At 64.5% G+C, this 13603-nt stretch carries 17 protein-coding genes; 7 read left to right on the top strand and 10 right to left on the bottom strand.

What is annotated here, in order from left to right; all coding sequences use genetic code 11:
• The first annotated feature begins 21 nt into the window (after nucleotides 1-21).
• A complete protein-coding gene (locus RJ527_04995; GenBank protein WND77103.1) occupies nucleotides 22-894 on the top strand; it encodes a TauD/TfdA family dioxygenase in 873 nt (290 codons plus the stop codon).
• A gap of 27 nt (nucleotides 895-921) precedes the next feature.
• Here RJ527_04995 and RJ527_04990 read toward each other — a convergent pair whose 3' ends face one another.
• On the bottom strand, nucleotides 922-1302 hold the full coding sequence (locus RJ527_04990; protein ID WND77102.1) for a hypothetical protein: 381 nt from the start codon (nucleotides 1300-1302) through the stop codon (nucleotides 922-924).
• Between the two features lie 353 nt (nucleotides 1303-1655).
• On the opposite strand from RJ527_04990, the gene RJ527_04985 reads away from it, so the two are divergent.
• The 3 genes from RJ527_04985 to RJ527_04975 all read left to right on the top strand — a co-directional run bounded on the left by RJ527_04985 (nucleotide 1656) and on the right by RJ527_04975 (nucleotide 3512).
• Nucleotides 1656-2027, top strand: a complete 372-nt coding sequence (locus RJ527_04985; GenBank protein ID WND77101.1) for a helix-turn-helix domain-containing protein — start codon at nucleotides 1656-1658, stop codon at nucleotides 2025-2027.
• A 16-nt stretch (nucleotides 2028-2043) separates the two neighbouring features.
• Nucleotides 2044-3123 (top strand): permease, encoded by a 1080-nt coding sequence (locus tag RJ527_04980; protein ID WND77100.1) that lies wholly within the window; start codon nucleotides 2044-2046, stop codon nucleotides 3121-3123.
• Between the two features lie 155 nt (nucleotides 3124-3278).
• A complete protein-coding gene (locus tag RJ527_04975; GenBank protein WND77099.1) occupies nucleotides 3279-3512 on the top strand; it encodes a hypothetical protein in 234 nt (77 codons plus the stop codon).
• Between the two features lie 19 nt (nucleotides 3513-3531).
• On the opposite strand, the gene RJ527_04970 is transcribed toward RJ527_04975, so the two are convergent.
• Nucleotides 3532-4035: a hypothetical protein gene (locus RJ527_04970; protein ID WND77098.1), complete on the bottom strand. Its 504-nt coding sequence runs from the start codon at nucleotides 4033-4035 to the stop codon at nucleotides 3532-3534.
• A gap of 98 nt (nucleotides 4036-4133) precedes the next feature.
• Between RJ527_04970 and RJ527_04965 the strand changes: the two genes are divergently transcribed.
• Complete coding sequence (locus RJ527_04965) at nucleotides 4134-4913, top strand: SDR family oxidoreductase (GenBank protein WND77097.1); 780 nt, start codon at nucleotides 4134-4136, stop codon at nucleotides 4911-4913.
• A 15-nt stretch (nucleotides 4914-4928) separates the two neighbouring features.
• Here RJ527_04965 and sodC read toward each other — a convergent pair whose 3' ends face one another.
• The 8 genes from sodC to napE all read right to left on the bottom strand — a co-directional run bounded on the left by sodC (nucleotide 4929) and on the right by napE (nucleotide 11235).
• Complete coding sequence (gene sodC, locus RJ527_04960) at nucleotides 4929-5453, bottom strand: superoxide dismutase [Cu-Zn] SodC (protein ID WND77096.1); 525 nt, start codon at nucleotides 5451-5453, stop codon at nucleotides 4929-4931.
• Between the two features lie 111 nt (nucleotides 5454-5564).
• On the bottom strand, nucleotides 5565-6083 hold the full coding sequence (locus RJ527_04955; GenBank protein ID WND77095.1) for a superoxide dismutase family protein: 519 nt from the start codon (nucleotides 6081-6083) through the stop codon (nucleotides 5565-5567).
• Nucleotides 6084-6188: 105 nt separating this feature from the next.
• A complete protein-coding gene (locus RJ527_04950) occupies nucleotides 6189-7046 on the bottom strand; it encodes an SDR family NAD(P)-dependent oxidoreductase (protein WND77094.1) in 858 nt (285 codons plus the stop codon).
• Nucleotides 7047-7149: 103 nt separating this feature from the next.
• Nucleotides 7150-7740, bottom strand: a complete 591-nt coding sequence (locus RJ527_04945) for a cytochrome c3 family protein (protein ID WND77093.1) — start codon at nucleotides 7738-7740, stop codon at nucleotides 7150-7152.
• Nucleotides 7741-7743: 3 nt separating this feature from the next.
• Entirely contained in the window at nucleotides 7744-8244 is a 501-nt protein-coding gene (locus tag RJ527_04940) for a nitrate reductase cytochrome c-type subunit (GenBank protein ID WND77092.1), read from the bottom strand.
• A complete protein-coding gene (gene napA, locus RJ527_04935; protein ID WND77091.1) occupies nucleotides 8217-10733 on the bottom strand; it encodes a periplasmic nitrate reductase subunit alpha in 2517 nt (838 codons plus the stop codon). Before napA ends, RJ527_04940 begins: the two co-directional genes overlap by 28 nt.
• Nucleotides 10730-11035, bottom strand: coding sequence for a chaperone NapD (locus tag RJ527_04930; protein WND77090.1), 306 nt, complete (start codon nucleotides 11033-11035; stop codon nucleotides 10730-10732). The genes napA and RJ527_04930 overlap by 4 nt, the downstream gene beginning before the upstream one ends.
• 44 nt (nucleotides 11036-11079) lie before the next feature.
• Entirely contained in the window at nucleotides 11080-11235 is a 156-nt protein-coding gene (gene napE, locus RJ527_04925; protein WND77089.1) for a periplasmic nitrate reductase, NapE protein, read from the bottom strand.
• Nucleotides 11236-11478: 243 nt separating this feature from the next.
• Between napE and serA the strand changes: the two genes are divergently transcribed.
• Both serA and RJ527_04915 read left to right on the top strand, forming a co-directional pair.
• Nucleotides 11479-12732, top strand: coding sequence for a phosphoglycerate dehydrogenase (gene serA / locus RJ527_04920; protein ID WND77088.1), 1254 nt, complete (start codon nucleotides 11479-11481; stop codon nucleotides 12730-12732).
• A gap of 116 nt (nucleotides 12733-12848) precedes the next feature.
• Nucleotides 12849-13487 carry a redoxin domain-containing protein gene (locus tag RJ527_04915; GenBank protein ID WND77087.1) on the top strand — a complete coding sequence of 213 codons (639 nt, stop codon included), beginning with the start codon at nucleotides 12849-12851 and terminating at the stop codon, nucleotides 13485-13487.
• Nucleotides 13488-13603: the final 116 nt, after the last annotated feature.

The raw sequence follows: 13603 nt of genomic DNA, 5'->3' as shown, positions 1-13603 counted from the left end.
TCAAGCATGGGAGGCCACAAGATGAGCCGCGACTATCCGTTCCAAGTGCAACCCCTGACCGGCGCCATGGGCGCCCGGATTTCCGGCGTCAACCTGTCACAGGATCTCGACGCCGCAACTTTTGCCGCCGTTTCCGACGCTCTGAATGAGTATCTGGTGCTGGTGTTTCCCGGCCAGGACCTGACGCCCGCGGAACAAAGCCGGTTTTCCCAGCGGTTCGGGCCGGCGGAGCCCCATCCCTACGGTTCCCGCGCCGGCGTCAACAACGAGAACCCCGAGGTCATCGTGCTGGAAACCAAGCCGGGCCGCCGGGGGGCCCGCAACGATTTTTGGCATTCCGACATCTCGGCCTCGGAACAGCCGCCGGCGCTGTCGCTGCTGCATGCGCGCATCGTGCCCGAAGGCCGGGGCGATACCCTGTTCTGCAACATGTACCGGGCGCTGGAAACCTTGTCGCCGGCCATGCAGGACATGCTGCGCGGGCTCGACGCCATGCATTCGCCGGACGCCATCCGGCGGCGTAATCTGGCCGAACCGGACACGGATTCACCGCAGATTCCGGCGAACCTAGCCTCGTTCCGCCATCCGGTGGTGCGCACCCATCCGGAAACGGGGCGCGACGCGCTCTACGTCAATACCTTCTTCACCACGAACTTCGTGGACATGACCATGGAGGAAAGCCGGCCGTTGCTGGACTTCCTGATGGCCCATGCGACGCGGCCGGAAAATATCTACCGCCACCGCTGGCAGGAAGGCGATCTGGTGATGTGGGACAACCGCGCGACCATGCATTACGCCGTGCGCGATTACGACGAAAACATGCCCCGGCGGATGCACCGTACCACGGCGGGCGGCGACCGGCCGTTCCTGAAGGGCCGGGCGACGGCGGCCTGATCCGAAGACCGATTGGCGCGGGGGCGGTTAGGGGATCGAGACGGCGTCGAGCGGGCCGAAGACTTCGTCGAAGAAGGCGCTCAGGTCGGCGTCCGGGTTGACGTGCTCGAACTTGAACACGCCGATGCCGTTGGCGACCGTAACGCCGTCGTTGGAACAGGGCAGGCGCAGGATCACCGCGCGGCCCCGGTATCCGGCAAGGGTCTCGAACTGTTTGACTTCGCAATGGGGGGTCATCTCGTAGGCCAGCCGGCCGCAGCCGCCGCGCGCGCTCAGGCCGATGGCCTTGGGCGGCACCTCTATGGGCGAGCGGCCCAAATAATCCGCGCCGAAGGCCGCGGTCAGGCCCGATCCCCAGAACCTGTAAACGGATGCCAACGGTTCAGGGGTGATGTCGGTAATATTCATGAAACGGACGGTTTCCGGATCCAACTTCGCCAGGTCGAATTCGGACAACGGGGGGGCGGCCCTGTCGCCGCGGAGGCTCTGCCAATAATCCAGCACGGCACGATGAAAGGACGGAAGATTGCTTCCGGCTTCAAGAAACGTGGATTTTATGGTGACGGTGGACCCCATGAATGCGCCTTCTCTGCCCGGTCAAATTGCGGCGATCCGCCGGGCTTACCTTTGTATGATGTCATGAATTCGTCACTGTTTACATTAGCCGAAAGGCCTAGGTCTACCTGATCGCAAGTCATGGATGTATGGCCCGGAATTGATGGATATTCGGGGGCTTTCATATCATTTCGATAATTCTAGAAATGTCGTTGCAAAAGGCGGATGATCGCCTTAAACTGCACGCCATGGATACGGAACTCGCCGCCAGACAGCTTGCCGAACTGGGCAACCCGCACCGCCTTCTCGCCTTCCGCCTGCTGGTCAAGGCGGGGGAGGACGGCCTCGCCGTCGGCGATATTCAGGAACATTTGCAGATTCCCGGCTCGACCTTGTCGCACCACGTATCCCGCCTGGTCTGGGCGGGACTGGTCGATCAGTCGCGGGAGGGCCGTACCCTGCGCTGCCGCGCCAACTTCGCCGCCATGCACGGCCTGATCGGCTTTCTCGCCGACGAATGCTGCACGGGCGTCACGACGACCTGCACCGCGCCGTCCGCCAAAACCGCCACCCCCTGACGACAAGAGACCCGCGATGAGCGAAACCATCCTCACCCCCCCGTTGCAATCCCCCACCGAACAGCCCGCCCCTTCGGCCCGGCCCGGCGTTCTGGATCGACTGAAGCGGGCCGACCGCGTGCTACTGGTCATCCTGGCCGGACTTGCGCTGCTTGCCGTCCTCAACCGGGATCAGGCCGCCGCCAGCATCCTGTTCGTCGCCGATGCCTACGGGTTCATCGCCCCCTTCTTTCTGATGTCGGTGTTGGCCGCCGCCTGGACCAAGGCCACCGGCCTGGACCGCCAGATCGCCCGCGCGTTCACCAGCCGGCCCATGACGGCGATCTTCCTGGCGGCTCTTGTCGGCGCCTTTTCCCCCTTCTGTTCCTGTGGGGTCGTGCCGATCATCGCCGGGCTGCTGGCGGCCGGGGTGCCGTTGGCGCCGGTCATGGCGTTCTGGATCGCTTCGCCGCTGATGGACCCGCAGATCTTCATCCTGATGGCGGCCGTGTTCGGCCTGCCGTTCACCCTGTTCAAGGCCGCCGCCGCGGTGGTCATGGGCCTGGGCGCGGGTTACGGCACGCACGTCCTGGTCGCCCGGGGCGCCTTTGCCGATCCTCTGAAGGGGGCGGTCACGTCATGCTGCGGCGCGCGCAAGAAGGCATTGGCCGGCGCACCCGTGGAATGGGGGTTCTGGCGTCAGCCCGAACGGATGACCTTGTTCCGGGACGAAAGCTGGACAACCGGCTGGTTCCTGTTCAAGTGGCTGACCCTGGCCTTCCTGATCGAAAGCCTGATGGTCGCCTATATCCCCGCCGATCAGGTCGGGCGCTGGCTCGGCGGTGGCGAATGGTGGACCATTCCGGCCGCCGTGGCGGTCGGGGTGCCGGCCTACCTCAACGGCTTCGCGGCGATCCCCACCATTGACGGACTGATGGACCTGGGCATGGCGCCGGGTCCGGCCATGGCCTTCATGATCGCGGGCGGGGTCACCTCCATTCCCGCCGCCATGGCCGTCTGGGCCCTGGTCAAGCGGCCAACCTTCCTGTGGTACATCGTGCTCGGGCTGGCCGGATCGCTGCTGGCCGGGGTGCTGGCCCAGGCCGTTCTCGGCTGATCCCGCCGGGTTTGACGCGGCGGATACCGTAATTTTTAGGCCAATGACGGGTTGCGGCGGCGGCGCGGCGCAGGCAAGCTGTCCGCTGTCCGACCCCTGTCGGCTGCTCCTATCGGCTCGCCGACCGTACACACAAGTGACCCGAGGACCTGCCCATGACAAGCGCCGAAACGAAAAAAACCGTCGCCGCCATCTCGTTTCACGACAACAAGAACCTGTCCATCGACATCGAAGACGTGGTCGGTATCGACATCGGCACGCCGCAGGAACTGACGCCCGGCGTATGGTTCGTCGATCTGATCATTCGTTCCGCCGTCGGCAACGTATCGCTACAGTTGACGTCGGACAGCCTGGAAAAATTGCAGGGCATCCAGTCGAGCGACCGTTAGGCCGCCCGCTTGGCCTCAATCAGGCGGGCACCAGGGGCGTGCGCTTGACGCCGTTCATGTTCATGCCCTCAATGCGGATCAGGCGGGTTTCGCTGTGGCGTTCCGGGCAGTGCACGTCGCCGACCTGATACACGCGGGCATCGCCCGGGACCATCTTGTAGCTTTCGCGCTCCTTGACCTTGCCGGGCTTGTCGCCCTGGGGCGGCTCGACAATGTCGTATTCCGTCATCTTGGTCTCGCCGAAGGCCTGGCCGTAGATGGCCCAGGACGGGCCATGGTCGTGTGGGTTGCCGGTTTTGGCGCCCTTGTACACATGGGTCAGGATGCAGAATCCCAGGTCCGGGTCTTCATAAACGATCTTGCGCTCGCCTTCGGCGTCATCGCCCAGGTTGGCTTTGACGAACCCGGGATCCTTCAGCGCCTTTTCCACAAGCTTGCGGCTTTCCTCAAGCTGGGCGGGGCTCTGCCCCTGGGTCAGAACCTGTTTCAGATCCTTGGCGAAGGCATCGAGTGAGTAGGTCATGGTATCGAATCTCTCTGTTCGTCGGTGGGCGGTAGTCTATAAACCTATCACATCCCAAAAAATGATCTGCATCAAGATCTGCATCCAGGAGACGTTCCATGAGCCCGCAATCCCATACTCCCGCATCCAAGATCGCCATCGTCACGGGGGCCGGCACCGGCGTCGGCCGAGCCGCCGCCCTGGCGCTGCTCGCCGACGGCTATTCGGTGACCCTGGCCGGCCGCCGCGGCGACATGCTGGAGGAAACCAAGGCCCTTGCGGGCGACGCCGGCGGCCGGGCCCTGGTTCAGCCCACGGACGTGACCGATCCGGACGCGATCAAGGCCATGTTCAAGGCGACCACGGACGCCCATGGCCGGGTCGACGTGATCTTCAACAACGCCGGCGCCAATGCGCCGGGAATTCTGTTGGAGGACCTGGAAGTCGCGGATTGGAAGCGCGTCGTCGACGTCAATCTGACCGGGGTGTTCCTGTGCATTCAGGAAGCCTTCCGGGTGATGAAGGCGCAGTCGCCCATGGGGGGGCGCATCATCAACAACGGTTCGATCTCGGCCCATGCGCCCCGGCCCGATTCCATTCCCTATACGGCGACCAAGCATGCGGTGACGGGGCTGACCAAGACGGCGGCGTTGGACGGGCGCAAATACGACATCGCGGTCAGCCAGATCGACATCGGCAACGCCGTGTCGCCGATGACCGAACGCATGGCCCAGGGCCATGGGGTGAAGCAGTCCGACGGCAGCCTGAAGGTGGAGCCGCGCATGCCGGCCGAACATGTCGGCGAGGCCGTCGTGTTCATGGCCAACCTGCCCATGGACACGACGGTGCAGTTCCTCACCATCCAGGCGACCAAGATGCCCTGGATCGGACGCGGCTAGCCTGACGCCGGGCTGCTAGTAGACAACCACGCCGCAGGCGGCCCGCGCCCCGCCGCCGCCCAAGGGCGCCGGGGTGTCGGAATAGGTGTCGCCACCGGCATGGATCATGATCGAGCGGCCCTCCAGGTCCGAGGTCTTCAGGCGTGAGGCATAGCTGTCGCGGGTCGCCGTTCCGTCTGCCGCGACGTACAGCACGGGCAGGTCGCCCAGGTGCCCGTCGCCGTTGGGGCCCAGGTGCTTGCCCGTGTTCGCGGGATCGAAATGCCCGCCCGCGGCTAGGCCCGGCACGTGCTTGCCGTCCTTTTCCTTGTGCTCGCAGCTGGGATGTTCATGGACGTGGAAACCGTGCTGGCCCTCGCTCAGGCCCGACAGGTTGGGCAGGATGCGCAGGCCGCGCGCCGTGTCCTGGAATTCGATCGTGCCCATGATGGGCCCGACGCCGTTGGCCGAGGTCTGGTGCATGGTCACGGTGACCGTCGCGGCCTGAGCCGCGCCGGAAATCATCAGGACGGCCGCGGCGGCCGCAAGGTATGTCTTCATGGTTTGCCTCCCGCTTGAAAAAAGGCCCGGTCATCGTGCCGGGCTGCCCTTGATGTGGGGCCGATCTGGGCTTTTTTCAACGGAATTCGCCGGGATGCCGGGCCCGGGTAGTCAGTGCGTCACCACGCCGCAGGCGACGCGCAGAATGGCGCCGCCCACAGGCTTGGGGGCGTCCCGATACGCGGGGCCAAGGGCGTCGATGACGATGGCATGACCGATCAAATCCGCCGTCTTCATGGCGGGGGCCACGGTCGGGGTATAGGCGGCGCCGTCGTAATGGACGTACAGCCCCGGCAAGTCGCCCGGATGGCCCTTGCCGGGCTGATCCGCGCCCAGCGGGTTTCCGGCGGCCAGGGCGGGCACGGCTATGCTGTTCTTTTTCTTGGCGGCGCAGTTTGGAAACTCATCCACATGGAAGCCGTGCAGGCCTTCCTGCAATCCCATCAATCTGGGCGTGATCGCCATGCCTTGAGAGGTATCCTCGAAGGCGATCGTGCCGAGGTCCTTGCCGGGGCCGCCGGTCGTGGCCTTGTGCATGGTGACGGTCACCGTGGCGGCTTGGGCGGCATCGGCTGTAAACAGCGCGGCGGCGCAGGACAGGGCGAGGGCGAGGGGGTGGATTTTGCGCATGGTAACTCTCCCGTTCGGTCGCGCCCCGGCCGGTTCCGGCGCGCGGGGAGGCTAATCCAACGCCGCACCATGGCCATTTTATGACGAAGGACCGGGCGGCGGCGGTCAGGGTTCGAAGGTGTCGAAGGCGGCCTTGAAATCCGGATGCCAGCGGGTCAGGGGCGGACGGTTCTCGGTGATGTCGTGGGCCGCCCAGAGGATCCGTTTGGCGTCCATTTCCGGCGTCACCTCGCCGTCGGGGCAGAGGATGTAGAAATCGCCCCGCCGCAAGGCGTCCTGCATGAAGTCGACGACCTGGTCCGGCCACCAGGCCCCCGGTCTGTGGTCGCGCCCGCCGGTCGTGGTCATGCCGGGGATCAGAAGATGGGCGGTGACGTCGCCGCCGCCACCGTTGCCGCCCCGCAGTTCATGCTGCAGCAATTCCGTATAGGCCTTCACCGCCGCCTTGGCGACGTTGTAGTGGGGGCGGCCGGGCGGGTTGGTGATGCCCTGCTTGGAGCCGACGTTGACGATCATCGCCGGTTCCCCCGCCGCGATCATGGCGGGGGCGAAGGCCTGACAGCCGTTGATGACGCCGAACAGGCCGACGTCGATGGTCCGCCGCCAGTTGTCCGGCTCATCCAGGCAGCCGCCCGAATGGCGGGCGACCGCGTTGTTCATCAGCAGCGCGACGCCGCCGAAGGTATCCAGAACCCGGTCCTTCAGCGCCGTCACGGCGTCCGGGTCGGCGACGTCCACGGCCATGGACATGACGCGTCCGGCCTGGGCGGCGGCGCGGACTTCTTCATGGGCCCGGTCGAGGGCGTCTTCGTCCGTGTCGGCAAGGCAGACATGCATGCCGAGCGCCGCGAAACGTTTGGCGGCGGCAAGGCCGATACCGCTGGCCGCGCCCGTGACGACGGCGCCCCGTTCGGGAGACAGGATGTCTGACAGGCGATCTTCCGGGGATGGCGACGCGGACATGGCGGGTCCTCCGTTTCGTTTGCGGAGGCGCCATTCTGCGCTGGAACCGTGGCGGGGAAAAGGTCGCGGCGGCGGGCCGCGCCTTAATTTCGGCCCGGCGTCGTCACTTTGCGACTCCGGCCATGTCCGGCAATCGATGCGCGATGCCCTTGTGGCAGTCGATGCAGGTCTTTTCCTTGTTGGTGAGGAACCGTGCGTGGTGGTCGGCGGCCCGCTTGCTCTGCGCCGTGAAGTCCATGAATTCGAAGTTGTGGCAGTTGCGGCATTCCAGGGAATCGTTGGCCTTCAGCCGCTCCCACTCATGGCCCGCCAGTTCCAGGCGTTTTTCCAGGAACTTGTCGCGGGTCGAGATGGTGCCGAAAATCTTGCCCCAGACTTCTTTCGAGGCCTGCATCTTGCGCGCGATCTTGTCCGTCCATTGGTGCGGCACGTGGCAATCCGGGCAGGTTGCGCGGACGCCGGACCGATTGGTGTAGTGGATGGTCGTTTTCAGCTCCGCATACACGTTGTCGCGCATTTCGTGGCAGGAAATGCAGAAGGTTTCCGTGTTCGTCAGTTCCAGCGCGGTGTTGAACCCGCCCCAGAAAACGATCCCGGCGATGAACCCGCCGAAGGTCAGGAAGCCCAGGGAAAAATGCCTGGCCGGACCCGTCAGGGTCTTCCACAGGGTGATGACGCTGTCGCGAAGGGCCACGGCTTAGTTCTCCTTGCGGCCCGGGACGGCCTCCTGGATGACCGCATCGACATCCTGGAAGGTATTGCCGACCAGGGGCTTGGCGTCGGTCTGGGGCACATGGCATTGCAGGCAGAAATAGCGGCGCGGCGACACGGCCCCCCGCACCTGTCCGTCGCGGTCCATGAAATGGGTGACGCTGACCATCGGCGCCTGGGACTGTTCGACCGCCGTGCGCGAATGGCAGGTCAGGCATTTGTTGACGTTGCGGTCGATCTGATAGTCGCGGATCTGATGCGGGATGGTCGGCGGCTGTTCCGGGTAGTTCCGTGCCCGCTTGAGGTCATGGTTCTCCACCCGGGCCAACGGCGGCGGCGCTTTCTGGCCGGCGATGTCGTCCTTGCGCAGGGTTGCCGTGGTGTCGGCGGCGATCACGGAGCCGGCGGCAAGGGCCGTCGCCAGGACGGCGGCACAGGCCAGCAGAACGGCGCGGGCGCTCAGGCCTTGACGATCTTGATGGCGCATTTTTTGTAATCCGTCTGTTTGGAGATGGGATCCGTGGCGTCCAGCGTGACCTTGTTGATCAACTGGCTGGCGTCGAACCAGGGCACGAAGACCAGACCCATGGGCGGCTTGTTGCGTCCCCGGGTTTCCACCCGGGTCCTGATTTCGCCGCGGCGCGAAATCACCCGCACGTCGTCGCCGCGGCGCAGGCCGCGGGCCTTGGCGTCGTCCGGGTGCATGAACACCTTGGCGTCGGGCACCGCCTTGTACAGTTCCGGCACGCGCTGGGTCATCGACCCGGAATGCCAGTGTTCCAGCACGCGGCCGGTGGCCAGCCACAGGTCGTATTCCTTGTCCGGGCTTTCCGCCGCGGGCTCGTAGGGCAGGGCGAATATCCAGGCCCGTCCATCGGGTTTTCCGTAGAATTCCACGCCCTTGCCGGCCTTCACGTAGGGGTCCGTGCCTTCACGGTAGCGCCACTTGGTTTCCTTGCCGTCGACCACGGGCCAGCGCAGGCCGCGCACCTGATGGTAGATGTCGAAGGGTGCCAGGTCGTGGCCGTGGCCGCGCCCGAAAGTGGCGTATTCCTCGAACAGGCCTTTTTGCAGATAGAAGCCGAAATGCTTGGATTCGTCGTTGTCGAATTCCAGGCTGGCGTGGCTCAGCGGGAATTTATCGACGTTGCCGTTCCTGAACAGCACGTCATAAAGCGTCTTGCCCTTCATGTCCGGCTTCTTGGCGATCAGGCTCGCGGGCCAGACGTCCTCGACCTTGAACCGTTTCGAGAATTCGACCAGTTGCCACAGGTCGGATCGCGCCTCGCCCGGCGCCTTGACCTGCTGGTACCAGAACTGGGTACGCCGTTCGGCGTTGCCGTAGGCCCCCTCCTTTTCCACCCACATGGCGGTCGGCAGGATCAGGTCGGCGGCCTGGGCGGTCACCGTCGGATAGGCGTCGGACACGACGATGAAGTTGTCCGGGTTGCGGTAGCCGGGCAGGCCTTCTTCGTTGATGTTGGCCGCCGCCTGCATGTTGTTGTTGCACTGGACCCAGTAGCAGTTGAGCTTGCCGTCCTTGAGCATGCGGTTCTGCAACACGGCATGGAAGCCGTTCTTGCCGGGGATCGTGCCCTCCGGCAGCTTCCAGATCTTTTCCGCGAAGTCGCGGTGCGCCTTTTTGGCGACCACCAGATCGGCGGGCAGGCGGTGCGAGAACGTGCCGACCTCGCGCGCCGTGCCGCAGGCCGACGGCTGCCCGGTCAGGGAAAACGGGCTGTTGCCGGGCTCGGAGATTTTTCCGGTCAGAAGGTGGATGTTGTAGACCAGATTGTTGGCCCACACGCCGCGGGTATGCTGGTTGAAGCCCATGGTCCAGAACGAGGTGACCTTGGTTTTCGGGTCGGCGTAAAGTTCGGCCAGTTCGATCAGCTTGTCCTTGGGCACGCCCGACAGCTTGGAAACGCTGTCGACGTCGTAGTCGGCGACGAACTTGGCGTAGTCGTCGAACGACATGGCCTTCGATCCGTTGGCATCCTTGGCGTTCTTGGCGTTTTTCTCCAACGGGTGTTCGGGCCGGAGGCCGTAGCCGATGTCGGGGTTCCCCAGGCGGAAGTTCACGTGCTTGCCGGTGAACTCCTTGTTCACCCGCCCGGTCTGGATGATGTGGTTGGCGATGAAGTTGAGGATCGCCAAGTCCGTTTGCGGCGTGAACACCATGGGGATGTCGGCCAGGTCGAAGCAGCGGTGCTCGAAGGTCGACAGCACGGCGACCTTGACGTGCGGCGCGCTGAGCCGGCGGTCGGTCACCCGGGTCCATAGGATGGGGTGCATTTCCGCCATGTTGGAGCCCCACAGCACGATCGCGTCGGCGTTCTCCATGTCGTCGTAGCAGCCCATGGGCTCGTCCATGCCGAAGGTACGCATGAACCCGCCGACCGCCGACGCCATGCAGTGGCGGGCGTTGGGGTCGATGTGGTTGGACCGGAACCCGGCCTTCATCAGCTTCGACGCGGCATAGCCTTCCCACACGGTCCACTGGCCGGACCCGAACATGCCGACCGGCGGCATCTGGTCCGTGTCCCTGGTCTTGGCGATGGCGGCCTTCCATTTCTCGGCCATGATATCGAAGGCCTGGTCCCAGGTGATCGGCGTGAAGTCGCCGTTCTTGTCGAACTTGCCGTCCTTCATGCGCAGAAGGGGCCGCGTCAGGCGGTCCTCGCCGTACATGATCTTCGACAGGAAATAGCCCTTCACGCAGTTGAGGCCCCGGTTGACCTCGGATTTGGCGTCGCCGTGGGTCGCCACCACGCGGCCGTCCTTGACCCCGACCATGACCGAGCAGCCCGTGCCGCAGAACCGGCAGGCGGCCTTGGACCAGCGCAGTTCGGTTGCCTGGGCGGCGGTCGGCAGGTTGGATGCCAGGGCGGAAACCGGCAGCCCTGCCGCCGCCATCGCGGCGGCCACGGCCTGGGCCTTGATGTATTCGCGCCGGGTCAGCTTAGGCCCGCTCATGACGCGTCTCCCTCATCCATCTGGTGGTAGACCAGAGACGCGATGATCACGCCCGGAGCGGCCTCGATGCGTGCCACGGTCTCGACCAGGCCGGTATCGTCATCGACATCGACGGTGATGATCAGTTTTCCGGGGCCGCCGGTCCCGTGACTTTCGACGCCGGGGATCGCGTTCAACGCGGCCTCGGTCGCGGCGATGCCGTCGGGCCAGGCCTGGACCAGCAGGCTGGCGACATGGGTCGTGCGTCCGCGAATGAACGCGCGACGGCTGCGTGAAATGATGGATTGCTTGCCTTCGAGCATGAATTCCTCCCGCCGGTGGTTGGAACCGCTGTGATGAGGCCGGGTCAGGACCCGGGCGGTCCTGCGAACATTTGATATATCCAGATGGAAAAGCCCAACCCGCCGACCAGGGCGACGGACACGATGGGGGCCAGGAACACGGTCAGGAACAGGAAGGCGCGGAGTTCTTGCTTGCGGGTATCGGTCTCCGAAGGCGCCATTGCCTTCCTCCTTCCTCAGACAGAGGTTTGCGCGCGAACGGCGACAACCCGGCGCGCCGCCGACGCGTTAATTGATTGTAACAATAGATGCGGCGCGTGTCCGTTGTCTTGATGAAGATCAATTTTTTAATGAAACGTTCGTGACGCGGCCGGCATGCGGGATATCGCTTGCCATGGCGGCCCGGCTCCGGCATTTTGCGCCGCAACATGTTCATCCCCGCCGAAAAACCACTCCCAGATCCCATGTCGAAAATCCAGAATCCGTCCCTGCCCAAGGAAAAAATCAAGGTCCTTCTGCTCGAAGGCATCTCGCCCACGGCCTCCGCCGTCTTCAAGGATGCGGGCTATTCCAACGGCGAGCGTCTGAAGACGGCCCTGGACGGTGACGCGCTCAAGGAAAAATTGAAGGACGTGCGCATCCTGGGCATCCGCTCGCGCACGCAGCTGACCAAGGACGTCATCGACGCGGCGCCGTCCCTGATGGCCGTCGGCTGCTTTTCCGTGGGCACCAACCAGATCGACCTGGACGCCGCGCGGAACAACGGGATTCCCGTGTTCAACGCGCCTTTTTCCAACACCCGTTCCGTGGCCGAATTGACCATCGCCGAGATCGTCATGCTGTTCCGCCGGACGTTCCCGCGGTCCATGGCGGCCCATGCCGGCGATTGGGACAAGTCCGCCGCCGGGTCGCGCGAGGTGCGCGGCAAGACGCTGGGCATCATCGGCTACGGCAACATCGGCAGTCAGTTGGCCGTGATCGCCGAATCCATGGGGCTCCGCGTCATCTACCACGACCGCACGGACAAGCTGCGTCACGGCAACGTCATGCCGTCGCGCAACCTGGAAGACCTGTTGAAACAGTCGGACGTGGTTACCCTGCATGTTCCGGAAACGCCGGACACCAAGGACATGATCGGTGAAAAGGAATTGCGCGCCATGAAGAAGGGCGCCTTCCTGATCAACAATTCGCGGGGCACGGTGGTCGATATTCCGGCCCTGGCGGCCGCGCTGAAGGACGGCCACCTGGGCGGTGCGGCGGTCGACGTGTTTCCCAAGGAGCCGTCATCCAATGCCGAGCCCTTCGTCTCGCCCCTGCAAGGCCTGGACAACGTGATTCTGACGCCGCATGTCGGCGGGTCCACGGAAGAAGCCCAGGAACGCATCGGTGAAGAAGTCGCGCGCAAGCTGGTCGAATATTCCGACATCGGCTCGACCGAAGGCTCGGTCAACTTCCCGCAGGCCCAGTTGTCGCCGCGTCAGGGCGGCACCCGCTTCATCCAGGTTCAACGCAACCTGCCGGGCGAACTGCAACGCCTGAACGAGGTGTTCGCCCGCAACAACGTCAACATCGCCGCCCAGACCTATCAGACCGACGGCGAAATCGGCTACGTCGTTCTGGAGGCCGAGGGGGCGGTCCCCGACGCCGACGCGATCCTGGCGGAAATCCGTGATCTTTCCGGAACCATCCGCGCGCGCCTGTTGAACCGGGTCGCCTGATCGCCCGCAGACGGACGTGGCACCGCACCGCACACGAAGATGTCACTCGCGGAAAAATCGCGGTTTATGTAGAATTCCGGCAATCGTAACCCCATAGATTGCAGGGAGTTCGTGTCATGAAACCCCTTACCCGCCGCCGCTTTGCGGCTCTTTCGGTCTTCTCCGTTCTGGCCGCGGCCACCCTTGCCGCGCCGTCCCCGGCCGTGGCCGAACCCGTCGTCGGCAGTCCGGCCCCGGCCTTCACCGGGGTGGATACCAAGGGCCGGACGGTCAATCTCGCCGATTACCGGGGCAAGACCGTGATTCTGGAATGGACCAACCACGACTGTCCTTTCGTGGTGAAGCATTATTCATCCGGCAACATGCAGATGACCCAGAAGAAGGCGACCCAGGACGGCGTCGTCTGGCTGTCGGTGATTTCCTCGGCCCCGGGGGAACAGGGCAACGTCAGCGGTCCGCAGGCCGATACCTTGACCCAATCGCGCAACGCCGGCCCGTCGGCGGTGCTGCTCGATCCGTCGGGCGAGATCGGCCGCCTGTACAACGCGCGCACCACGCCGCACATGTTCATCATCGATGCCAAGGGGTTGCTCACCTATCACGGCGCCATCGACAGCATCAAGTCGGCGGATGTCACCGACATTCCCAAGGCGCAGAACTATGTTCTGAACGCGCTTGCTCAGATGAAGGCCGGCCAGCCGGTCAATCCGCAGGGCACCCGGCCCTACGGCTGTAGCGTCAAATACGGCTCGTAACCGCGGCGTCCGGCGCCATGGCGCCGGACGGCCCCAAAATCCCATCCGAATTCGTCAAGCCGGCCAAGGCGGCCCCTGAGGGGCCCGCGGACGCTGCGCGGATAGGTATTACCTAC

The organism is Thalassospiraceae bacterium LMO-SO8, from assembly GCA_031655335.1.
Lineage (GTDB): Bacteria > Pseudomonadota > Alphaproteobacteria > Rhodospirillales > Casp-alpha2 > UBA1479.
Note: the sequence above shows the minus strand (reverse complement) of the source record. Positions and strands in the feature narration are given on the sequence as shown.